This window comes from Ruegeria sp. BJ3, from assembly GCF_056535665.1.
This window is the reverse complement of record NZ_JBQFIT010000001.1, coordinates 2,154,052-2,175,263: the sequence shown is the minus strand read 5'-3', so window position 1 is coordinate 2,175,263 and position 21,212 is coordinate 2,154,052. Positions and strand designations below refer to the sequence as shown.

General features: G+C 53.5%; 21 protein-coding genes and 2 pseudogenes. 11 read left to right on the top strand and 12 right to left on the bottom strand.

Features of this window, described 5'->3' with window-relative positions; translation table 11 throughout:
• Positions 1–79 precede the first annotated feature (79 nt).
• The 5 genes from ACR3EL_RS10890 to ACR3EL_RS10870 are packed head-to-tail and all read right to left on the bottom strand — an operon-like array spanning position 80 to position 4,874.
• Positions 80–838 (bottom strand): SDR family NAD(P)-dependent oxidoreductase, encoded by a 759-nt coding sequence (locus ACR3EL_RS10890; protein ID WP_170343055.1) that lies wholly within the window; start codon positions 836–838, stop codon positions 80–82.
• 18 nt (positions 839–856) lie between these two features.
• On the bottom strand, positions 857–1,678 hold the full coding sequence (locus tag ACR3EL_RS10885; RefSeq protein WP_170343057.1) for an ABC transporter permease: 822 nt from the start codon (positions 1,676–1,678) through the stop codon (positions 857–859).
• 7 nt (positions 1,679–1,685) lie between these two features.
• On the bottom strand, positions 1,686–2,537 hold the full coding sequence (locus ACR3EL_RS10880) for an ABC transporter permease (protein WP_093962199.1): 852 nt from the start codon (positions 2,535–2,537) through the stop codon (positions 1,686–1,688).
• A gap of 38 nt (positions 2,538–2,575) precedes the next feature.
• Positions 2,576–3,739: an ABC transporter substrate-binding protein gene (locus ACR3EL_RS10875; protein ID WP_093962198.1), complete on the bottom strand. Its 1,164-nt coding sequence runs from the start codon at positions 3,737–3,739 to the stop codon at positions 2,576–2,578.
• 34 nt (positions 3,740–3,773) lie between these two features.
• Entirely contained in the window at positions 3,774–4,874 is a 1,101-nt protein-coding gene (locus ACR3EL_RS10870) for an ABC transporter ATP-binding protein (RefSeq protein WP_254432852.1), read from the bottom strand.
• A gap of 153 nt (positions 4,875–5,027) precedes the next feature.
• On the opposite strand from ACR3EL_RS10870, the gene ACR3EL_RS10865 reads away from it, so the two are divergent.
• The 6 genes and pseudogenes from ACR3EL_RS10865 (at position 5,028) to ACR3EL_RS10840 (ending at position 10,477) form a co-directional block, all read left to right on the top strand.
• Positions 5,028–5,795: a helix-turn-helix transcriptional regulator gene (locus tag ACR3EL_RS10865; RefSeq protein ID WP_093962973.1), complete on the top strand. Its 768-nt coding sequence runs from the start codon at positions 5,028–5,030 to the stop codon at positions 5,793–5,795.
• Positions 5,796–5,904: 109 nt separating this feature from the next.
• A pseudogene (locus ACR3EL_RS10860) lies at positions 5,905–6,336 on the top strand (IS6 family transposase); the annotation flags it as partial.
• A 57-nt stretch (positions 6,337–6,393) separates the two neighbouring features.
• Positions 6,394–7,101 carry an IS6 family transposase gene (locus ACR3EL_RS10855; protein ID WP_170343030.1) on the top strand — a complete coding sequence of 236 codons (708 nt, stop codon included), beginning with the start codon at positions 6,394–6,396 and terminating at the stop codon, positions 7,099–7,101.
• A 1,192-nt stretch (positions 7,102–8,293) separates the two neighbouring features.
• Positions 8,294–8,608 carry a hypothetical protein gene (locus ACR3EL_RS10850; RefSeq protein WP_093964951.1) on the top strand — a complete coding sequence of 105 codons (315 nt, stop codon included), beginning with the start codon at positions 8,294–8,296 and terminating at the stop codon, positions 8,606–8,608.
• An 18-nt stretch (positions 8,609–8,626) separates the two neighbouring features.
• Positions 8,627–9,250, top strand: coding sequence for a hypothetical protein (locus tag ACR3EL_RS10845; protein WP_093964952.1), 624 nt, complete (start codon positions 8,627–8,629; stop codon positions 9,248–9,250).
• A gap of 765 nt (positions 9,251–10,015) precedes the next feature.
• The gene (locus tag ACR3EL_RS10840) at positions 10,016–10,477 is read left to right on the top strand and encodes a hypothetical protein (RefSeq protein ID WP_170343031.1); all 462 of its coding nucleotides are present in this window, start codon (positions 10,016–10,018) and stop codon (positions 10,475–10,477) included.
• A gap of 64 nt (positions 10,478–10,541) precedes the next feature.
• Here the strand turns inward: ACR3EL_RS10840 and ACR3EL_RS10835 are convergent, their stop codons facing one another.
• From ACR3EL_RS10835 to ACR3EL_RS10820, 4 genes are all read right to left on the bottom strand, one after another.
• Positions 10,542–10,868, bottom strand: coding sequence for a hypothetical protein (locus tag ACR3EL_RS10835; protein ID WP_141138521.1), 327 nt, complete (start codon positions 10,866–10,868; stop codon positions 10,542–10,544).
• Positions 10,869–10,873: 5 nt separating this feature from the next.
• Entirely contained in the window at positions 10,874–11,395 is a 522-nt protein-coding gene (locus ACR3EL_RS10830; RefSeq protein ID WP_480721567.1) for a hypothetical protein, read from the bottom strand.
• A gap of 28 nt (positions 11,396–11,423) precedes the next feature.
• Entirely contained in the window at positions 11,424–12,194 is a 771-nt protein-coding gene (locus tag ACR3EL_RS10825) for a hypothetical protein (RefSeq protein WP_480721566.1), read from the bottom strand.
• A gap of 73 nt (positions 12,195–12,267) precedes the next feature.
• The gene (locus ACR3EL_RS10820; protein ID WP_093964957.1) at positions 12,268–12,783 is read right to left on the bottom strand and encodes a DUF805 domain-containing protein; all 516 of its coding nucleotides are present in this window, start codon (positions 12,781–12,783) and stop codon (positions 12,268–12,270) included.
• A gap of 288 nt (positions 12,784–13,071) precedes the next feature.
• Here ACR3EL_RS10820 and ACR3EL_RS10815 point away from each other — a divergent pair.
• From ACR3EL_RS10815 to ACR3EL_RS10805, 3 genes and pseudogenes are all read left to right on the top strand, one after another.
• Positions 13,072–13,234 (top strand): annotated as a pseudogene (locus ACR3EL_RS10815) (IS6 family transposase); the annotation flags it as partial.
• Positions 13,235–13,367: 133 nt separating this feature from the next.
• Positions 13,368–13,745, top strand: a complete 378-nt coding sequence (locus ACR3EL_RS10810; RefSeq protein WP_170343033.1) for a SnoaL-like domain-containing protein — start codon at positions 13,368–13,370, stop codon at positions 13,743–13,745.
• An 88-nt stretch (positions 13,746–13,833) separates the two neighbouring features.
• Positions 13,834–14,679: a universal stress protein gene (locus tag ACR3EL_RS10805; RefSeq protein ID WP_170343035.1), complete on the top strand. Its 846-nt coding sequence runs from the start codon at positions 13,834–13,836 to the stop codon at positions 14,677–14,679.
• A gap of 78 nt (positions 14,680–14,757) precedes the next feature.
• On the opposite strand, the gene ACR3EL_RS10800 is transcribed toward ACR3EL_RS10805, so the two are convergent.
• The gene (locus tag ACR3EL_RS10800; protein WP_170343037.1) at positions 14,758–15,324 is read right to left on the bottom strand and encodes a flavodoxin domain-containing protein; all 567 of its coding nucleotides are present in this window, start codon (positions 15,322–15,324) and stop codon (positions 14,758–14,760) included.
• Between the two features lie 336 nt (positions 15,325–15,660).
• Complete coding sequence (locus tag ACR3EL_RS10795; protein WP_093964960.1) at positions 15,661–16,965, bottom strand: ferredoxin reductase family protein; 1,305 nt, start codon at positions 16,963–16,965, stop codon at positions 15,661–15,663.
• A gap of 197 nt (positions 16,966–17,162) precedes the next feature.
• On the opposite strand from ACR3EL_RS10795, the gene ACR3EL_RS10790 reads away from it, so the two are divergent.
• A complete protein-coding gene (locus ACR3EL_RS10790; RefSeq protein ID WP_480721562.1) occupies positions 17,163–17,747 on the top strand; it encodes an Hsp20/alpha crystallin family protein in 585 nt (194 codons plus the stop codon).
• A gap of 219 nt (positions 17,748–17,966) precedes the next feature.
• A complete protein-coding gene (locus ACR3EL_RS10785) occupies positions 17,967–19,556 on the top strand; it encodes a trypsin-like peptidase domain-containing protein (protein WP_170343041.1) in 1,590 nt (529 codons plus the stop codon).
• On the opposite strand, the gene ACR3EL_RS10780 is transcribed toward ACR3EL_RS10785, so the two are convergent.
• Positions 19,557–21,173 carry an MFS transporter gene (locus ACR3EL_RS10780; RefSeq protein ID WP_480721559.1) on the bottom strand — a complete coding sequence of 539 codons (1,617 nt, stop codon included), beginning with the start codon at positions 21,171–21,173 and terminating at the stop codon, positions 19,557–19,559.
• Positions 21,174–21,212 lie beyond the last annotated feature (39 nt).

Sequence of the window (21,212 nt, the reverse complement as noted above, 5' to 3'; positions counted from 1 at the left end):
CGAGCCCAAAGCGGACTGAAATGTGCTCGCCAAAATGAATTGCGGCGATAGACATTCTCTTGAGCGGTCTAACCCATCACTAAATGCATTCACCGCCATCGATAACCAGGGCTTGCCCCGTCATAAAAGCGGATTCATCTGAAGCTAAATAGACAATCCCATGGCCAATCTCTTCAACTGTCGCCCATCGACTCATGGGGATCGCCTGCTCGATGTAGCTTTCCAGTTTGGCACGGCCTCCCATCTGCTTTTCGAAGCCTGCATTGAAAGGGGTGTCTACAAATCCTGGACATAGGGCATTGAAACGGATTGCATGGACAGCGTAGTCGGCTGCCATCTGCCGAACCATCGCAACAGCAGCGTGCTTTGTAGTCGCATAGGCGATCATACCCCGGTCATATTGAACCCCAGAATTGGAGGCCGTGACGATCACGCTGCCTCCACCTTGTGATTTCATATGGGCGACGGCTGCACGCGCGGCAATGAAGTGAGCGCGGACATTCAATGCCCAAGAAGCATCCATTCCATCTGGTTCCACTTCTTCCAGCGTTCCTTCGATCTGCAACCCAGCGTGAGAGTGCAACACGTCAAGCCGACCGAAGTTTTTAACTGCTTGGTCTATGGTTCTGGTAAGGGCATCGTCATCGGTCACATCAAGCTGTATGGCAGATGCTTGATTTCCCTGCGCTACGATCGCGGCCACAGTGGCTTCAGCAAGTGTTGCATCGCGATCGGTTACCACAACATGCGCACCCTCTTGTGCCATTGCCATTGAACCCGCCCGACCAATTCCTGATCCCGCGCCCGTCACGAGCGCGACCTTACCTGCAAGCCGCATGTCACTTGGCTCCTTTATTTAATTTTTCGATTTTGAGGCGCCTCGGCGCAAAAGCAGCTGCGCTGCTACGAGCAACAAGAGCGACGCGCCCATAACCATAGTGCCGATGGCATTGATCTCGGGTGTTACGCCGCGCCGGATGGATGAGAATATGTAGATTGGCAGGGTTGTTTCTGAGCCAGCTACGAAGAACGCGATGATGAAATCATCAAATGAGAAAGTGAAGCTGAGCAGGAAGCCTGCCAAAATTGCCGGTGCTATCAACGGCAGGGTCACCTGTCGAAAGGTGCCCCAGGGCGTCGCAAAGAGGTCAGCCGAAGCTTCCATGAGCGCGCGGTCCATACCCGATAGCCTTGCACGTACGATGATTATGACCAGCGCCATTGTGAACATGGTGTGGGCGGCGACAAGCGTGGGCATCCCCATGGAAAGTTGCGGGGGATTTGCTCCATCGGGCCATAGGCTTGCAAGAAGCGGGTTTAGCCAGCCGAATACGGTGACCAGGGCAATGAGTGTCGCGATGCCGATGACGATACCGGGTATCATTATCGCAATATAAATCATCGCATCAAACAAAGTTCGGAGCCATCCCTTAACCCCTTGTAAAGCGATGGCCGCCATGGTTCCGAGAGTGGATGCGAGGCAAGCAGTTATTAATGCCGCAAGCAGACTGGTCTCGAGCGCGTCCATTACAAATGGGTTGTTCAGCGCTCTACCATACCATTGGGTCGAGAACCCCATGAACTGGCTTGCGTGTCGTCCGGCATTAAAGCTGAAAAGCGCGATGATGCCGATTGGAATATAGAGAAAAAGGTAGACGCAAATCGCGTATAAGCGCATCGGACCCTCACATCAGCGAGACATCTTCGCGCTGGCCACCCAGGCGCGAGATGAATTTCATGTAAATTGAGACAGTGACAAGCATTACGACAACCAGAGTCATTGCGACCGCCGATCCGTACGCCCAGTTCCGAGACTGCAGGAACAGGTCCACCAGCGCATTTCCGACGAAAAAGACCTTTCCGCCGCCCAAGATCGCTGGGATCAGAAACTCGCCCATCAGCAAGATGAAGACCAGCATGCAGCCAGTTGCGATACCAGGTACCGACAAAGGAAGTGTCACCTGACGGAACGTACGCCATGGGGTAGAGCCGAGATCAGCCGATGCTTCCAGAAGGCGTTTATCCAGTTTGTCTAAGCTTACAAAAATCGGGAAAACCATCAGAGGTAGATACCCATAGACAATCCCGACAAGCACAGCGAACGGCGTATTTATCAGGCGGATATCATCGATGCCGATCGACTCCAGTAAAGCGGGCAAGCCACGCCCCCCAAGGATGAAAATCCAAGCGTATGACCGGATCAGGATCGATGTCCAGAACGGCACGATCACTAGGATCAACAGCGAAGTTCTCCACTTTGGTGAACAACGCACTGCAAGAAAGTAGGCGAGCGGGTAGGCAATTACCAACGCAGCGATAGTCCCCAGAGGTGCAAGGATCAAAGTGTTCTTAAACGCCGTCCATCGCGCAGGAAGGTTGGCATATTGTTCCAACGTGAACGCTGGAACGTAGCCTCCGGCGGCACCCCGTTCGCCAAAGGAAAAGACGAAGACGACCAGCAGAGGAAGGGCTAGCATTACCAAAAGCCATATTCCTGCTGGAGCCAGCAACAGTGCTTTTCTGCCTCGTTCGGTCATTTTGTCCTCGTCTTTTCCGATATTGGCGGCCTTGCCGCTTAGGCCGACTTGAAGCGGGCGAGCAACTCGGCACGGTTTGGATCGGTTAGTGTAGCCGCCGCGCCGAACTCGAGTGCATTCAGAAGGTCAGCTGCCGGATAAAGGATCGGATCTTCCAGTAGTTCCTTCGGCAGCAACGCATTGGTGCGAGCATCAGCCGATGGATAGCCGTGGGCGAGGACTTCTTTCGCATTAACTTCCGGGTTCAGCAGGAAGTCGATCAAGGCATAAGCGGCATCCATATGGGGTGCGCCCTTAGGAATAGCGTAGTAGTCGGACCAGAGTTCACCGCCCTCAGTTCCCAGAACGTAGGCGATTTCAGGCATGTCGACATTCATCTGCTTGCCGTCACCTGTCCAGCACATCGTCATCCAGGCGTCACCGTTACGCATCGGTGGCTGATAATCCGACGAGATTGCAAACAGATGCGGTTTGGCATCCAGTAACAATTTCTCGGCATCCGCCAGTTCCTTCTCATCGACCGAGTTGAAGGAGTAGCCGAAGTATTTCAGGGCATTACCGATGGTGGTGAGTTGGTAATCATGCACCATTGTCCGGCCTGAGTAACCTTCCATAGTAAGGTCCCAGAACTCTTTCCATGTGGTTGGAGTCGGAGCGCCGTCAAGCTTGCTGGTGTTCACTGCAAAGCCAGTCGTGCCCCAGTTTTTTGGGACCGCGTAAAGCTGGCCATCGACAGAACCGGCATCGGAAAAGCGCTGTTCGAATGAACCTGCGTCGTAGTTTGGCAGTTTGGACGTATCGAGCGGGATGATCAGATCTTCACCCACATACGTAGTGATCGTGTAGTTGGTTGGAACGAAAACGTCCCAGCCAGACCCTCCAGCCTGTAGTTTTGCCAACATCTCTTCATTCGAGCCAAAAACATTGACCTGAACATGGGCGCCAGTGGCTTCCGTGAAGGCTTCGAAGTTCATCTCGTCATGGTAGTTCGGCCATGTGGCGAGGATCACTCGGTCGCCAATGTCCCCGGCAGCAAATGCCGGGCGTGGACGCAACCCAGGAATGGCCGTGCCCAGAACGGCCGTTGCCATCCCAAGACCTGTCACGCCTAAGAAATGTCGCCGTGTAACCGAACCCTTTTGGTACCGGCGAAGCTCTTCCATGAACTTTTGCTTGGAAATAGTCCCATTATCCTTGGTCATTGTGAACCTCTCTGTTGTTGGATTGCGGGATTTGTTATTTTTCCAGGATCAGCAGTGCGCCTTCGCCCCATGAAACAAAGGCCTGCTCTCCTGCATTGAACGTCCCCTCGTTCAATTCCGCTTGCCTTGGCACAAGTACATGGAAATCACCCAGTGCTTCGTTGCGCGCAAGGTATTCTGTGTGCTCCCCAAGGAAGATCCGATTTTGAATGGTAACTGGCAGAGCGATTTCAGCTGTGGGTAGCGCGCGGGTCAGCGTGATCTGTTCAGGACGGATACTAACGCACACTTCCTGCCCTGCATCTATTGGAATCTCCGGAGTTCCGTGCACCTTTTGGCCACTCGCTAAACGCACAGTGATTTGGTCGGTTGCTGAGTCAGTCACAGTTGCATCAAAGAAATTTGAGGTGCCTACAAATCCAGCCACGTAGCGGCTGCGGGGCATGTCATAGAGTTCGCGTGGGCTGCCAACCTGCACAATACTGCCGCCTTCCATCACACAAATTCGGTCGGACATTGAAAGCGCTTCTTCTTGGTCGTGCGTGACGAGGACAAAAGTTATCCCTAGTTGTCGTTGCAGGTTCTGCAGTTCAAACTGCATTTCTTTTCGAAGCTTTCGATCCAGAGCAGCCATTGGTTCATCAAGCAGCAAAAGCTTGGGCTCGTTTACGATCGCACGCGCCAAAGCGACGCGTTGCTGCTGACCACCAGACATCTCCCAGATGCGACGTGGGCCAAACCCACCAAGACGGACAGTTTCCAGCGCTTGCTCAACCTTTGTCGCGATTGTTTGTTTGTCTACGCGTGGTCGTTGTTGGCGCAGGCCGTACGCGATGTTGTCGAACACGCTTAGGTGAGGAAAAAGAGCATAGTGCTGAAACACCATGTTGACTGGGCGATGGTGCGCATCCAAGTCGTTGACGACTTCTCCATCGAGCAACACCTGACCTTCGGTTGGCTTCTCGAAACCTGCCAACATTCTAAGCGCAGTGGTTTTGCCGCAACCAGATGGGCCTAAGAACGACAGGAACTCTCCTTTCCCAATGGAAAGATTCAGGTCTTTGGCGGCGACCACATTCCCGAAGGTCTTGGTCACTCCTCGGAGTTCCGCAATCGTCTGCATGGTGACGCTCATGTCAAAGCTCATATACTGCCGTTTTCCTTTTGCTTGATTTTTTGGCATTTGTTGGCATACCACTCAAACAAGGAAAAAGTAACAATAACTCGGAATAACTGTATATACCACAATTGGGGTACAGAGGTGCTTTTCGAAAATCTGGAGCGGCGTGTGTACGATTGGATGGAAGAGGCCGGCAGGGTCGTGGAGAAGATCGGAACCCCAGAATTTCCATGTGCTTTGGCAGATGGCTTACGGCAGGTCGCACCATTTGATTTTACGGTGGTGTTTGGCCATGTTGGAACCGAAGCACCAATAGACCTTCACGACGATTTCCCCAAAAGCAAACGGCGTATTTTTGTTGAGGATTACCAAGCCGGGCCCTACGTACTTGATCCATTTTTTTTGGCCGCGACAAAACCAATAACGCCGGGTCTGTACCGCATGCGCGATATCGCACCGGACAGGTTCTATCAGGGCGAATACTATCGCAGCTATTACAAAAGGACTGGGTTAGCAGAGGAGATTGGCTACTTTATCGATATCCCAGGCGCTGGGATGGTTGTGGTCTCGCTCATGCGAGCAGAGAAGCCTTTTTCCGCCAAGGAAATTCGTCATTTGCACGCTCTATGGCCGCTCGTTCGGGCAGCCTGTTGCAAACATTGGAGTGACTTTCCAACGATGGCCCGCGGCGCCGCAGCGAATGGCGTTAGTCGTCGCGTTGATCTAGCATTCCAGGCATTTGGCGATGGCGTTCTGACGCCACGAGAACGAGAAGTCGTTGAGTTCACATTGAAGGGCCATTCGGCAGAAGCTGTTGGCACAATTCTCGGCATCTCTCCAGGCACAGTCCGCATCCACAGACGCAACATTTACGCGAAACTTAGGATCAACTCGCAGGGTGAGCTTTTTTCAAAGTTCATTGAAAAGGCGCTTTAAAAGGTTCCTTGAACACCCACTTTATCCGTTTTGCCGACCTTGCTACCTTGTGGGTCTTGTCAGAAGAACTTGTCTTGAGGCAGGCAGGACGGTTGCGTAGCTTTTGCCCATGACCAAACCTGCCTCTTTCAAGTACTTCAAAACCAGTCCCGAGGTCATCCGCCTTGCGGTGATGCTGTACATCCGTTTCCCGCTCTCGCTTCGAAATGTCGAAGATCTGTTGCACGAGCGAGGCATCGACGTGAGCCACGAAACCGTCCGATATTGGTGGAACAGGTTTGGTCCAATGTTTGCAGCTGAGATCCGACGGAAGCGTGTGCAGCAGCTGCGCGCGTTCTCGAAATGGAAGTGGCACGTGGACGAGGTTTTCGTAAAGGTGAATGGCAAGCGACATTATCTGTGGCGTGCAGTAGATCACGAAGGTGAAGTGCTGGAAGCAGTTGTCACCAAGCGCCGAAACAAGGCTGCAGCACTAAAATTCCTCAGGAAATTGATGAAACGGCACGGTTGCGCCAAGGAGGTCGTCACAGATCGCTTCGCTGGTGTTGTCAGAAGGAATTTGGTTGAGGCGGGCAGGGCGGTTTCGTAGCCTCTGGCCATGCCCAAGTGTGATCCATTCAAATACTTTCATAGCAGCCCGGAAATTATCCGCTTGGCGGTCATGATGTACGTTCGTTTCCCTTTGTCGCTGCGGAATGTCGAAGATCTGCTGCACGAGCGCGGTATTGATGTAAGTCACGAGACGATCCGTTTCTGGTGGAACAGATTTGGTCCGATGTTCGCGTCAGAAATCCGGCGTCGGCGGGCGGAAAGACTGCGATCCGGGCGGCAATGGCAGTGGCATGTCGACGAGGTTTTCGTGAAGATCAACGGCGAACGTCACTACATGTGGCGCGCTGTTGATCACGAAGGCGAAGTTCTGGAAGCCGTGGTCACGAAACGTCGAAACAAGCGAGCCGCTCTGAAATTCCTCAGAAAATTGATGCGGCGCTACGGTCGGCCGGAAGTTCTGGTGACGGACCGCCTCCCTTCGTACGGTGCGGCGTTGCGGGAGGTTGGGCCGGCCGATCTGCAGCATACAGGCCGTTGGTTGAACAATCGGGTTGAGAATTCGCACCTGCCATTCCGACGAAGAGAACGGGCCATGCAGCGCTTCCGGCGCATGCGAAGTTTGCAGAAGTTCGCCGCCGTTCATTCCTCCGTTTACAACCATTTCAACCAGGAGCGCCACCTCTACACCCGCGAAAACTTCAAGCTGATCCGCAACGCCGCTCTCGCCGAGTGGCGTAAGCTCTGTTCCGCCTAAGTTCCCGTGGTTATTGGGAAACTGAGACTGGTTAGAATCTGTCTGACAGCACCCTCGTGGGCTCTCTGACTGAGATGATGGCGGATCATGGCAGTATGGTTGCTGCGACAAATGCCGTAGTCGACATGGTAGCTTGAGGGAGCAAAACGGATATGTTCAGGGGCTCGACATTGTCGGGCCCCTGCGTTTTGCCTATAACTTTTACCGAGACAGAAACGACCGTTTTTGACCGGCTAGCTTTTTCAAAAGCAGACATTCGTGCTAGCGCAGCGAATGCTCACTTTGTGCGCTTCTCGGTCGTTGGCGCAAGTTGCAGCTAATGACTGTTTCGAGCCCGAAGCTGCCGTTTATCCGGCCTATGGCCCTACTACGCATCGAACGTTTGCCCTGACCCCGAAGCGGACACAATTTGATTGGACTGAATTAGGTAGCGTATTCAAATCGCAAAAATTTGACCAACCAAGTGAATACCGTATTGTTGAATATGGGACAAAATTAAGATCCCGGAGAAAGCGCCTCGGCGCTTTCCTAGGTCAACGTGAAACAGGGTACATTATGAAAAACTTTCTTTTGGCTTTTCCAGCGGTTGCACTTCTCACCGCTTGTGATGAAGGTAGCACAACCAGTGCTACGTCGGCGGCACCAAACGCGGCGGAGCAAGCTTGCTTGCGTGATGTCACTGCGACAACCAACAATCCGGATGTGGCACTGCTCGGTTCGGAGTTCTCTGAAGCCGGGACGTTTGTGCGCGTCGGCGTCGGACCGGACCGCGCGCCATGGCAGTGCATCGCTTACAGTGACGGCTCCACAGACGGTATAATGTCGCTTACTAACGAAGGAACGCTCTAGTTTTGCGAAATAGCTTGCTGGAACGTTGCGATGACTGATGCTGTGCAAAGCCGCGATTTGGGTTTTCATGTTGCTGTGGGCAGGCGCGAGTTTCATCTTTATGACAGGAACCTTCGGCTGGTTTGAACAGCCAAGAGATCCCTTGTCTGGGCTATTTCTGCTACCCTTGGGCCTACCGTGGGTTCTTGCAATTGAATTTGCGCCGGAGACCGTCAGGCCACTGTTAGCAATACTGGCGCCGTCGGTGAATTTGGTGATTTTGGTGAGATTATGCAGGAAAAAGAATAGAGCAAATTAGCCTCTGTAATGGTGACAAACCTCAGAGCATTAGGAAACAAAACAAATGGGTAAACTGATTTTGGGACTGGTTATAGGGCTGCTTGTGGGCGGTATTGGTGGCGGGATGCTGGGCATCGGCAGTGGCGCTGGAATGGGCATCGCTACCGGGCTTTCAGCCGGTGTTTGTGGGATTGCAAATGCAGCGCAACAGGAGGGCCTTCTGACAGAAGAACAGGTCGATCAAGTTTTTAACCGTGCTGTCACTAACCTGAGAGAACTGACCCCGGACGCGGAAGAAAACGGGGATGCGATCGTCGGAGCGGCCAGCGAATGTGATGCCGTATTGCAGCAACTGCGCGACGCGGCGGTGTCTAATTAATACCAGGAGAGTTTAGTTATGCGATCAAAGGTTCTGGCTTTGTCTCTTTGTATCTCGCCGACGTTCGCCTCGGCCGCTGACGTCGGACAGGACGCGATTGACAGTTGCATCGACCAATTGCGTTCTGTGGGTGGGCCGGACGGACAAAGCGGCACTGTTCTGTCTACAGAGTTTTCCGAAGCAAATTCGCTCGTCATGCTGCAAGACAAAGGCGAGACAGTCTGGAGATGTCTTGTGTCCAACGACGGTCAAGTCGCTGAACTCAGCGTCGCGCAGGCCGCCGATGACGGCCAAGGCGCAATGGCGGGGTCCGGCGGTTTACCCGTAGTTTCAGGAACCCAACGGGTCCAATTCGCGGCAGGTACCAGCGGCGCAGCGATGTCGGGCACTTTGAACCCGAATACATCAGTGAGCTACGTGCTCGGCGCAGCAGATGGTCAGTTCATGCGCGTGGACGTGGGTTCCCACGGTGGCGCGTTGGACTACAAAATTTTCAACCCGGATGGCTCGCTCCTTCTAGACCTGATCTCTTCTGATACCCCTTATCGAGGCCAACTTTGGCAGTCTGGCGATCATGTGGTCGAGGTCCTAAACGCCGGGGCGCAACCGGTCACCTTTGATATTGGTATCGGCATCGAGTAGCCACCGAGTTCAACAAGCAGGAAATCCAATGAAGTCATTTGTTCCCTTTGTGGCTGGATTTGCAGCACTTGGCCTTGTCGCATGTGATACTCCAAGCACTTCTACCGAACCGGGCCAACCTGCTATTGGCAGTTCAAGCGATTTGACTGCATTCGAAGGAGCACGTGCCGGCCAAGCGGAGATGGGCATACAGAACCTCGGGTACGAGTTGATCCGCTCCGAGGGTCTCACGTCATTCTGGTTTAACCGTGATACTGGCGCTTGCGCGCGGATAACAACGGCGGATGGTCGCTACTCTGATGTGACTATGCTGCCTGCGGAGGACTGCTAATGGATTGGTTGCACGCGATTGTCACGGGTCTTTTGTGTGGTGGCGCATATTGGGCTGTAAGAAGTATGGGTTGGTTTGAGAACCGTTCAAAAGTTCAACAAGCGTTGATTTTCTTTCCGATCATTTTCATCGTCGTTTTGATCTTGAACCTTATCTGGCCATCGGCCTGATCGCTGCGCCGTTTGAACCTCGCTGACACTTAACGTTCGAAGGCAGGAAAACTCGCACGGGTTCTTTCCCTTTTCTGACAGACCGCAAAGTCGGCAAAGTAGACATTCTTAAAAAAAACCTGCCAATGACCGCACCGAGCCCTTCTCAGACCTTGATCGCTTGCGCAGCATTCGAGACAGTGAACAGGAACTCGCGGCCGCATTCGACGACGAAGCAAAAGGACCTTTAAGGTTGTCAGACCACTTCGCACAATGGAGATTCAAATGCGTCGATCGATCCTGATGCTGTCAATGGCTATGGGGATACTGGGGGGGCCAGCATCATCCCAGCCGCTTTTTGAGGATTCTAACGCTTTCAATCCTTCCAGCGAAACGGCATTGGCGATTACCGGGCCAGTAATCATGTCTACCAAGCGGATGGTCTTCGAGACCGGCAGGTTTCTTGATCTCGAAGTTCATGACCCCAAGAGTTCAGGCAATTGGGGTGCGTCTGGCGACGTGCCTGTTGCTCAGGTGTTTCGTGTATCAGGCGATGCAGGCCCACTAAGGCAGGGAAACACGCTTTGTGGCGACCAACCAGTCACGTATATGGCAACCTGGAGTGAGGACAGCTCCGGGTTTACCTACCTTGGCGTAGCGATGTTTACTGGCATGGAACCGCCTGCAGGCATTGCCGGTCAAGCGTTGTGCGCGACGTACTTCTTCTCGATGGATGTTCCGGAGTAGTCCGGCAGTTGTCCTGAACTCATCGACAGAGAGGACCATTCAAAGTCCAGGGCAAGCATGTGGTTCAGCGGTAGGGAATGCTGAAGAACGAGAAGCTGTTGGTTTGGGTGATTACGGGCGCTCCCGTTTCCGCCATTAGGCTTGCCATTGCTGCACTTCCCGTCGGACAGGCCACAAGATCGGCCGAATCGTCGAGCAAATCGCCAGTAAACGCCGTTTCGCCGACAAGCTGGCACTCGTCCGCAACACTTCGGTAACCGCGAACGAAGTTCAGTTCCGGGTCGGGTTCGCTGATCGCTAACTCTTGAGCGGTTTCGACGCATCCCGTCACCGACAGCGCCAAAGCGCAGGCACATATGGCACGCATGATCTTTTCGAGGCGCCTTTCCATATATTCTACTCCCACTCTGCACCCGTGCTGCGCCAGACCGTTTCATCTGAATCCCAAACACTGGCCACGATGCAGGGCGTTGGGTTGATCCCACCACATTGCGAGCCATGCACATCCGCCAAAAGCACGCGAAATGGGCCGATGTTCGCCATGTCCCATCCCTGATTGAGAAGCGAGAACAAATGTTCCTCGACCAAGAAGTGAGACATGCAACCGCCTGTCCCGCAATAGAGCGACACAGCGGTGGAACAGGCAAAACCCGCCTCGTCCAGAACCCAGTCCCGCTCGATGTCTCCATCGAGATCGACGCGGTGGATGGCTCCCAATTCAAGGGCGAACTGCCCGTTCTCCATATCCGAACATGCCTGCTGCGCGGCCTCTACTCTTTCAAGAAGCTGTGTGGGCAGCCCGGACAAATCCTGCGCGTGCGCCGAGGCCGTATAGAAGGCCACGGAAAGAGCACAAACAGCAACCGCCAAAACCCCAGCGCCGGCGCGATTGCCATTTCCAACCAGTTGGCTACCCATGTTCGTGTCTCCAGCCCTTCCGTGTGCCTCAGTTGCACTGATCGTAGGTGTAATCGCCAAACTCGATCCAGTTCCGGCCCCCATCGCTGAAGACGAGGAACTCTGACCGATCTTCACCCAGGAGCGCCACCTGGAAGCCTGCTGGTGGTTCAGAATTTCCGAAGAAGCTATATGAAGTCATCGCCCGAACTGTCTCACCATTGACGGTCACGATAGCATCCCACTGCTCGCCGGGTTGACCCACGATGGCGTATTCGATGACCCTCTGCACGGCACCGCCACCGCAATACACAATGCCTTCTGGCGCCTCCATGCTCTGAGATGTCGACGCGTTAGAGCCGCAGGCCGCGCGCAGGGATCTTACCGCCGCGGAAGATCCTTTGAGCGTGAAGATACCATAAGAGACATCCTGGTCAGCCATCGAAAGGTTCAGAACGGCGTTCTGCGCAATCTGATCCAAAACGAAATCATAGTCGCCCTGATCGAAGAAACGGACCTCAACAGGATAGTTGTCGACGAGCGAGATATCCGCATTCACTGATCCTGCCTGAAACGCACCTACCTCGGTCGAACCATCCTTCATGAACCGAAAGGACAGGCCCTGCCTGTAGACAATATCCTGCGAGTCGTCATAACCTGCTGGCGCGAAACGGACACGGTCGCACTGCAACTCCAGAGTCATGTCGCCGGTCTGAATGAAGGCGTTGGCGTTCGGCGGCCCACTGAAGTTCCACTCAGCCATGGCAGGTGATGACATCATGATTGTGAGGACCGTGCCGGCGACTAGATGTCTCTTCATAAGTAACCTCCTAGGCAACTAAGCCATGTTTCGTCATTCTGCCGCGAAAGCACTGATGATCCACGTCATAAGTTCAAGCTGCGGGTGCACCATATTCATTTTCACCTTCCTGTGACGGTCGGCTTAGCCACCAGATCATCAGCACAGAGAGTATCAGTTGAAGAACTCCCACAACCATCAAACCTGTGACGCCAAGTAGAGCCGCTGGGCCCCTCAATGCTTCAGGGTCGTCAGCCCCTTGCTCGAGGACTGAAAATACAGCGATGCCACTGAACAGCATGAACATGGTTGCGATGCTGAGCGCTGCAGGCAAGAGCAAGTACCAGCCTGGTCTTCCAGTGTCATGCAAACGCCGCCATCCGGCGGCCAGCATGGGCACGACAACTGCAAGTTGGAAGATCGGAGTTAAGACTTGGCTACTCTCTCCAGTTTCAGGGTTCACGCCGAATAGAGAGGCGTCGATGATTGCCAAAACAATGCTGACGAGGACCACGAACAACACAAACCACCAGTACTCTGACCGCGCCGCGCGCCCGGAAAAAACGAAGTATTTTGTGAGGCACGTCTTTATTGCTTCAACAAAACTCATGTTTGTTCATTCCCTGAAAACGTTGCCACGTATGTTCTGCCAAGAGGAAACGTAACACAAGCATTGGTCAATGGGTCATGTGTCTGTCGGAATATTGCTGCGCTGAGGCGAACGGCAGCTAGTGTCCGCAATGCAGTCGTTCAATGAATTTGGCTGAGCGACCGCATCGAGCCCGTATAGCTCATTGGCGAACGGCGCTGCAGCTGTCTCTATGGGCGGTTAGCAGACCTCCGCTACGCGGTGCCCCAACGGCTAGTCTGCGGACAAAACAACCTTTCGCGACATACGATGCAGCGGTTAAGGCGGATGCGAAGTTTGCAGAAGCTCGTCGCCGTTCACTCCTCCGTCTCCAATCACTTCAGCCTGGGGCGATCCCTTCCCAACCGAGACACCTTCAAGTTGTCACGGCGCCGCCGCTCTTGCCGAGTGGCGCGAACTTGGCGCGCTATAAGCGACATGTCTGTTGGCCTAGCTGAGACTTGTTCGAACCGGCCTCACAGTATCCATCGATATTCTTATTGATCCTTGTCAAGATTGGCGCGGGCAAGACGTGGTACTGTCAATGGTAATTCAGGGGGGGGCTCATGGAAGAGTTGATCGAAATCGGAAGATCATTCGCCCAGGCCATGCGTGAGCGCAGGGGCCTTGCAAGTGTTGATGAAATGTATGCCGAAAACGCACAGTCGATAGAGGCAGTCGTGCCTCCGGTTCGACAATTCCGCGTTTCAAAGGGGCGAGAAGCCATCAAGGGAAAAAGAGAGGATTGGTTGGCATCGCATGAAATCCAAGAACTAGAAGTGGATGGCCCCTACGTCCACCCACCCAACCGCTTTGGAGTGCGCTTCAGAGCCGAGGTCGTTCAGAAGGCCACGGGTGAGCGTATGACCCTGTGCGAGATCGCGGTGTATTCGGTGGCGGAAGGCAAGATTGTGCTGGAAGAGTTTTTCATGCTGCCGAAATAAGAAGAGCGACCAACAACACTGTCTCTTCGTAGGTTTAATCCGTGAGCACGGCCTTTGGGCGAATTGAAATTCCGGACGGAGGTCGGGAATGCAACACAAAACAGTGGCATATTATGTAGGAGTTGATGCTGACGACGCTTCGATTTTGAAATGCGCTGAAACTGCTTGTAACCACAACATTCACTTGAATTGCGTGTTGATCGCGGACTTACCCAACCTGCCGTACCTAAAGTATGGATCAAACAGGTTCGTTGAGGCGGGTCTTCCCTCAAACTGGTTGGATGTTCTTAACGGAAAAAATGCCGCCTTGAAGTCCCGCGCCACAGAAGTTGAAGCGCTTCTGGTAGGGCAAGGCGTATCTGCAAATGTAATTGCCTTTATGGGATCTGGAGCAGAGTTGAAGCATCTTGTGGCTGGCCAAGCCAATCGCTCTGATATCGCCTTTCTAGACGCTGAGTTGCGAAAAGACCCCGATTTGTTTCATAAGATCGCGTACGGAGTATTGTTCCATTCGCCGGTAGGCCTGATGATAAATGGAGATCCGTTTGCCCAACGCGACTGCATTTTTTTGGCATGGAATGATAGCCTGCCTGCGTCTAGGGTTGCGCATTTAGCTTTACCCATTCTTCTGGCGGCCAACGAAGTTGTGATTGGGTGTTTTGATTTGCCGTCGCCTGATGACGTAGAAGGTCAAGCGCCCGGAACCGACCTAGCTGGATGGCTCAGCCATCACGGTTGCACTGTGACCGTGTCGCAGTTTCGGTGCGGCGGGAATTCAATTGAACACTGCATTCAGGAACGCGCAAGAGAATTGGGGGCCGACCTCGTTGTTATGGGCGCTTACGGGCATTCCCATTTGCGTCAGTCGGTATTTGGGGGAACGACACAAGCAATGTTGGAGCAGACAAGGTTGCCAGTGCTGTTCGGGCACTGATGAAGAGAACTGGCGACTGTGATTTGCTGGTATAGGTAGCTCTATACGTTCATCGGTTAATACGGGAACAGCCAGTTGTTATTGGGTACTCGCTTGAGGTTGAAGCGTGTTTGCCCGCCCGTTTTCGCCAAGGAACTCTATCACAATTAACGTGAGTTCATCCCAGTCAGTAAACTCCCTTGCCCCTTCTCGTGGATCGATTTTTCGACCGAGCAAGACGACGCGCTGAAGAATCTCCCTCTCAAAATACCCGTAGTTTTCGGGCCTCACCGCGCCTGCGATCAAAGCCGTCGCATTTGGTTCAAAACCTGTTCGAAGAAGCATTTCGTCAAGATAGTCGCGTGCTTCTTCTCGACCTGACGCGAAAGCAGCTTTTAGACCGACGGAAAGCACGAGAGACTTTCGCTTCATTAAGGCATCTCTATTTGAAGCGACAAATGCTTCGAATGACTTGGGGTGCTTACGCTCGTGGACAGGGGCCAGGAGAATAACCTTGACCACTTCGTCAAGTGAAACGTGGCCGGGCGTTTCATCGGTATTGATCAGCTTTGCATCGAAACCGGCATTCTTCGCGAGATCGGTGATGAAGCGCGCAATCTTTGCTGTTTGGCCTTCGACCGTGGCGAAGGCGATGAGTAAAGTCATTCCGATCCTCCCAAAAATCGGTCTGAATAGATTGCTTATTATGAATAAGTGACGTGCGTTGCCCTTGATCTCCATCAAAGGCGTTTCATGGGGGCATATCTGGATCGTTGCGGTATGCTCATGCTGTCCACGCGGAGCATGTTTATTAGGAAGTTCGTGACGGCATCCATCTCCAAGAATACCTGCCTTTTCGGCCGGCAGCCTTGAAGCTAGCCAACCCCTGGCGGTCTAGCTTTCTACCTTAAGCAAAAGGCCAAGACAGCGACGAAGATTGAAATACTGATCAACCAAACTGCGAGTTTTACTTGTTGGCGTGCGGGCAGGTTTCTGAGCAGTCTAATCATAGTCAAACCTTTCAGACAAAATCCGGTGTGACGCGGTGCCCCGCTCAATCAGATGATCTTCGACCGTGTCCATCATGGCAGGGGGGCCGCAGAGAACAAAAAGCCAGCTTTCAAATTGTTCAGAAGACAAATTGCGGTCCAACAGATGACCGTCGATCAAGCCTGTCTCTCCGGACCAATCCTCTGGCGGCTCGGATAGAACAAATACTGTTTCTTCTTTGGACAACTCCTGGCGAAAAGCAATCTGCTCCTCCACCCGGTTGCCATAGATAAGCTTGAGCTCGTACTGTGTTCCACTCAACCGTACCTGACGCACAATGCTCAACATGGGCGCGATCCCGACACCACCTGCGATCAGAACAATGCCTTTCTCAGTTCGGTGGCTGATCGATAGATTTCCGTGCGGGGCATCCAGATAGGCCGTGGTTTGCGGAGCGATCTGTCTGAGGCCGCATGTGAAATCCCCAAGCTCCTTTATCATGAATGAAACTTCGGGGCCTTCGGCTGGTGCCGAACTAATCGAGAATGGGTTCTCATGCAGCGAAAAAACACTGTGGCCGACGTTTAGCCAAGCAAATTGCCCTGCTTCGAAGTTTAGTCCGTTGTGACCATCTGGAACGACGCGCAACTCCCATTGCTTCGGTGTTAGTCGAGACACAGACGTGACGCGCCACTGTCTCTTCCTCTGACGTAAAGGGCGAACGAGATAGACATACAGCAAAGTTCCAACTGCAATACTGGTTAGGGCAAGCCAGAGATAGGTTAGTAGCGGATGCCCACCGTAGCGCCCAGCATAGACCGTGTGATGCAACAACAGGCATGCGATCACCAAGGCTCCCAGCCCGTGTAAGAGGCGCCATGTTTCGTATTTGTAATCAAGGGATTTGCGGGCAATTGCCGAGGCGACCAAAATGAACAGAAATAGATATGCGCCGATGCCCGATACCAGCGTAGAAAAGTCGGTGGAAATCGTAAGTTGGTTTGTTTCATCCCACGGGCGGCGTCCGCCCGAAGGCGTACCCTGATAGAGAAGCGGGTGTATCAGCGCAAAGCCGAGTGCTGTACGCGCCATCAACTGATGCACCCGCATGGTTACATCCATACCCAGACCGGAAGAGATGAACCTGAACCGCCCAGACAGCAGGAACTCGACTAAGATTATTGAAAAAGCCAGCATCCCAAGCCCGGACGCGAGCTCTTGATTAAATGATCGTGGTGGCCACCCCAAGGACCAAGAAAAACCCAAGGGAGCCAAGATCAGCAAAACGTAAATCAGCGCCAGATAAGGCCATTTCATACAGTTTTGCTCCACTGTGCTAAAGCTAGGCAGCTCGGGCTCATTCAAAATAAACGCTAAGCTGACCTGGGATTCCGATCAAGACTACTGAGAAGTGTGTTAACTTCACCACGACGAGGCAAGTTTAGTGAACGAAGTTTCCCGTTTCTGTTCGTTCAGCCGCCGCGTTCGGTCTGGCTGATCCTGAGGTTGCATGCTTGCGCAAGATCAAGGTCCTTGACCGCTTTTCCTGTCATAATGTTGCGCGCGTGAAATCAGGCCAATGGAGGAGGCTCAAAATGTTAGAAGACAAAAAGTCCCCGCAACTTTTCACTGGAATGCATCCGCTCTCTGACAACTTTCGGCGTGAAATGGAAACCCTGATGTCGCGTTTTCTTGGGGAAGGATCACCCTTCCTGCCGATGGAAACGGCTGCGCAACGCACGGGTTTTCCGTCCCTTGATATGACGGGTGCGATTTCACCGGCAATCGATGTCCAAGAAACGGATTCTGCGATTGTCCTGACGGCTGAATTGCCGGGGCTCGAAGAAGATGATGTGGAAATTGAAATCAAGAATCGCAGGCTAATCCTGCGCGGTCAGAAGAAGATTGCGCATGATGAAACGGGCGATCTTCGTGTCAGCGAAAGAAGCTATGGCAGCTTTTCAAGAGCCATGTCGCTGCCAGATACTGTAGAAATCGACAAGATTTCAGCGACGTTCGACAAGGGCGTTCTGCATATAGAAATGCCGAAGATTGAGCCTCAGGACCCAAGCCGTAAGATCAAGGTACCGTCGAAATAGACGGTCTGGTGGCTCGATACCGTGCTTGAAAAGAGCAAAGCAGAGGGTCGATCGTGGATCGACCTTCTTAGAGTTGCGGCCTGATAAGTGTCTTTGGTTGAATCCGCGCAGGCACCGCAAGCACCTGTACAAATGTGTTTTTTGTACATTCGTACCAGGCCATGGGTTTGGCGTTTAAGCGTGGTAGAATGCCCTCACGCGTTTGGGTAGGGGGCCACAATGCGAAAACCAGAAGAGAGTGGCATGACACCCTCAGGACATGCTGGTGAAGGTGAGGTGCGGGCCTTTCTGGAGAGCCTGACCGGACCATCGCGCGGCTACGTGAACTGGCTGGTCGATAAAGCCCTGACCGTTTCTGTTAACGATGGCAGGGTGTTAAGCCTTCGACCTAAAGACGACCTGCCTCCGCATGACAACGATATTGCCACCTTAAAGTGGGCTGACGACGGTTACACGATAGCCGCGTCAACAGGGCGCAATGTATGGGTGAACGGACAAAAAGCCTCATCGGCGCTTCTGAGGCATGGCGATATGATCGAGTTCGGCGAAAAGGGCCCAATGTCTCGATACAGGTTGTGCGATCACTCATTTCCCGCGCACCACACAGTCGAAGATATCCTCAGTGACGCCTATGCTTACACCCGAACGAGCCGTCGACCCTTCGCTAAAAAGATGTCTGGTGCCCTGCGCGACAGCGGGCGGCGGCTTGCGTCTCAGACCACGATACTGTTCAGGATCACAGTACTTGCGACGCTTCTTGTGATCGCGGGGTTTGGGTACCTGCTTTACCAAAACGACCGGCGCTTGGCGGATAGTATTGAACAGGAGTCCCGCAAGATCGAAGCGGTCGCGATTATGCTCGCCCAGACGCGAGAAGATGCACTTACGCCTGATGACTTGGCTTCTTTGCGTGAAGCTTTTAAGAACCAGGTTCTGTCGACCGAGCAGCGTCTTGGAACCTTGGAGCAGCGGGCCGGAGCCCCCACGCGGGTGATCGCTGCCTCGACCCGGTCCGTCGCTTTCCTTCAGGGGGCTTATGGACTGCGCCACGTGGAAAGCGGGAAGATATTGCGGCATGTATTGGGACCGAATGGAGAAAACCTGAAAACCCCATTCGGCCAACCTTGGATCGAACCGGACGGGACCGGCGAACCTGCAGAATTTCAATTCACCGGAACCGGCTTTTTGATTGCTGGGGTACCGTTGATGGCCACCAACCGCCATGTCGCTTTGCCCTGGACTTCGGGGAACCGAGAGAAGGCGTTGAGCGACGCTGGCCTTGAGCCTGAAATGTTGAGGCTGTTGGCCTATTTGCCTGATCAAACGGAACCAATAGAGGCGCGTTTGGTTCGGTTCAGCGAAGCAGCAGACTTGGCGATTTTGGCAGTTGAGCCAAGCGTTCAAGACCTCGGAATTCCGTTGGCGGATGCCACGTCGCGCGTCGGTGAAGAGCTTTTTCTGTTGGGATATCCAACGGGTTTGAAAGCTTTAATCGCGCAGGCCGGTCCGGGCTTTCTAGAGGAACTGGAGGCAGAAGGAACGCTGAACTTTTGGTCGATCGCGTCCCGGCTTTCTACTCAAAGCAAGATTCACCCACTCGCAAGCCGGGGGATCGTTGCACGAACAAGTGAGAGCGCCATCGTTTATGACGCCGAGACCACGACCGGTGGGAGCGGGGGGCCAGCATTGAATCGGCGGGGCGAGGTCGTTGCGATCAATGCTGCGATCCTGCCCGAGTTTGGTGGCTCAAACATCGGCGTCCCGGTTTCACATCTCAGAGCTCTGCTGAGAGAGGTTGAAAGCCAGTGATCATTCACTCGTTCGGAAGCGCGAGTTTTGAACGAAAAACACTGTGGCCAGTGGAACGATCACCGAGATCACGGCTACGGAGATCAGCAAGTATCCAAGTTGACTGTAGTCCGCGGCAGACGTGACCTCACCGGTCTCTGGATATGTGACGGCGCGTGTGACGACGTATATTTGGTTGAGGTATTTGGTGCTGAGGCTGCTCGCCGACAAAGCCATGTTTGTGAATGATGCCATCACCGCAAAAAAGGTCGCTTTCAACTGAACAGGGGCATTGCGTGCAATCCAAGCCAACATCGGGACCATGGCAATCTGTCCAAGCGGCGATTCAACAGCAGTGTCGAGGATGGCAATAAATCTTGCGTCGACAACACCACCGGTATGCGCCGCCGTCCATTCATGCACACCGTAATAGAGGGCAAGGTTGGGCAGCGCGAGCACGCCCGCCGCAATAGTCAACAGTACCACTACGTGCGCAATCGAACGGTTGGCCATGAATGGCCGCAGAACAATTAACCCGAGCAAGGCCAGCAGCGAGGTCAACAATGCCAGGATTGCCAAGAATTGCTCATCGAACCCCAGTTCATCGATTTCAAACCAAGTCAGGCCTGGTCCTGATAGCGGCACAGCGCGAAACACAAAAATGATTGTCGCTGTCCCGATCAGGGCTCTGGCTTGTGCTGGTTCCAGCTCTTTCAACAGGCGCGACATAAGGTACAGGATCACCGTTAGAGAAACCGCAAAGACTGTTTCTTGCGCAAACTCGAAATCGGCGGTTCCCAACACGATGCTAAGCACAACGAATGCGAAGCCGCCCAGCAATATGGACCATTTGACTTCGGTGACTTCATCCGGCGCGTAGGGCGGGTCGCCCGATCTTATACGCTGACGCTGGATCAAGCTGTGAAGAACGACACCGCTGACGGATAACACAGGGATGGCCAGAGCTATCAGGTACACCTGGCCATAAAGCGCAAGGCGATCGGATTTTTGCAGATCCTCTGTTCCAGAGAAAATCCAGATGTTTACAGCCGCAACAGCGGCAAACCCAGAAATAATGGAAACTCTGCCCAAGGTTTGCATCGTCGTGTGCTGAGCACGGGTTTCTTCAGGCGAAAATGGTAGGCCGTGCCGGTCAACCTTCGGCACCGCCTCAACCGTCATGGCGTCGGCAACAACGTCCTGAATGGCATAGCCCGAAGGCGCCAAGAGCAAGGCAACAACATACCAGTCTTCCAGCGGCATGAAACTGGACATCTGCGCAGGTGCGGTCACGAGCCCGTACATGGTGAGCAAAGACAACGTGATCAAGGACGCGCCGAACAAGATCAGCAGGGACTTCCAGCGCCAAAACAGGTCCACGACATGACCAAGCGGCATTTTTAGTATCCACGGGATACCAGCCCAAAATGCTAGCCCTGCAACGAAAGAGGCGGATAAATCGAGGTAGTCTTTTAGGAAAAAAGCACCAACGACCGAGGTCAGGCCGGACACGCCGGCCGCAAAATAGACCATCAGTGGTGGCAGATAGGACCATTGCAGCTGCTGAACCAGATCCACAAACGTTCTATGCCACCAGGCCGAAAGTTTTGATCCTATGGAAGTTTGGTCAGTCGTCATATGCCGTGGCAGCTCGTTGAGGCCTTTGGGTCGTTGTAA

Coding starts and splice junctions, on each gene's coding strand:
- ACR3EL_RS10830 (WP_480721567.1), bottom strand. CDS start 11,395: ATGGGTAGCCAACTGGTTGGAAATGGCAATCGCGCCGGCGCTGGGGTT.
- ACR3EL_RS10780 (WP_480721559.1), bottom strand. CDS start 21,173: ATGACGACTGACCAAACTTCCATAGGATCAAAACTTTCGGCCTGGTGG.
- ACR3EL_RS10835 (WP_141138521.1), bottom strand. CDS start 10,868: ATGGAAAGGCGCCTCGAAAAGATCATGCGTGCCATATGTGCCTGCGCT.
- ACR3EL_RS10825 (WP_480721566.1), bottom strand. CDS start 12,194: ATGAAGAGACATCTAGTCGCCGGCACGGTCCTCACAATCATGATGTCA.
- ACR3EL_RS10795 (WP_093964960.1), bottom strand. CDS start 16,965: ATGAAATGGCCTTATCTGGCGCTGATTTACGTTTTGCTGATCTTGGCT.
- ACR3EL_RS10805 (WP_170343035.1), top strand. CDS start 13,834: ATGCAACACAAAACAGTGGCATATTATGTAGGAGTTGATGCTGACGAC.
- ACR3EL_RS10845 (WP_093964952.1), top strand. CDS start 8,627: ATGCGATCAAAGGTTCTGGCTTTGTCTCTTTGTATCTCGCCGACGTTC.
- ACR3EL_RS10840 (WP_170343031.1), top strand. CDS start 10,016: ATGCGTCGATCGATCCTGATGCTGTCAATGGCTATGGGGATACTGGGG.
- ACR3EL_RS10875 (WP_093962198.1), bottom strand. CDS start 3,739: ATGACCAAGGATAATGGGACTATTTCCAAGCAAAAGTTCATGGAAGAG.
- ACR3EL_RS10850 (WP_093964951.1), top strand. CDS start 8,294: ATGGGTAAACTGATTTTGGGACTGGTTATAGGGCTGCTTGTGGGCGGT.
- ACR3EL_RS10810 (WP_170343033.1), top strand. CDS start 13,368: ATGGAAGAGTTGATCGAAATCGGAAGATCATTCGCCCAGGCCATGCGT.
- ACR3EL_RS10885 (WP_170343057.1), bottom strand. CDS start 1,678: ATGCGCTTATACGCGATTTGCGTCTACCTTTTTCTCTATATTCCAATC.
- ACR3EL_RS10890 (WP_170343055.1), bottom strand. CDS start 838: ATGCGGCTTGCAGGTAAGGTCGCGCTCGTGACGGGCGCGGGATCAGGA.
- ACR3EL_RS10855 (WP_170343030.1), top strand. CDS start 6,394: ATGCCCAAGTGTGATCCATTCAAATACTTTCATAGCAGCCCGGAAATT.
- ACR3EL_RS10880 (WP_093962199.1), bottom strand. CDS start 2,537: ATGACCGAACGAGGCAGAAAAGCACTGTTGCTGGCTCCAGCAGGAATA.
- ACR3EL_RS10870 (WP_254432852.1), bottom strand. CDS start 4,874: ATGAGCGTCACCATGCAGACGATTGCGGAACTCCGAGGAGTGACCAAG.
- ACR3EL_RS10820 (WP_093964957.1), bottom strand. CDS start 12,783: ATGAGTTTTGTTGAAGCAATAAAGACGTGCCTCACAAAATACTTCGTT.
- ACR3EL_RS10800 (WP_170343037.1), bottom strand. CDS start 15,324: ATGACTTTACTCATCGCCTTCGCCACGGTCGAAGGCCAAACAGCAAAG.
- ACR3EL_RS10785 (WP_170343041.1), top strand. CDS start 17,967: ATGCGAAAACCAGAAGAGAGTGGCATGACACCCTCAGGACATGCTGGT.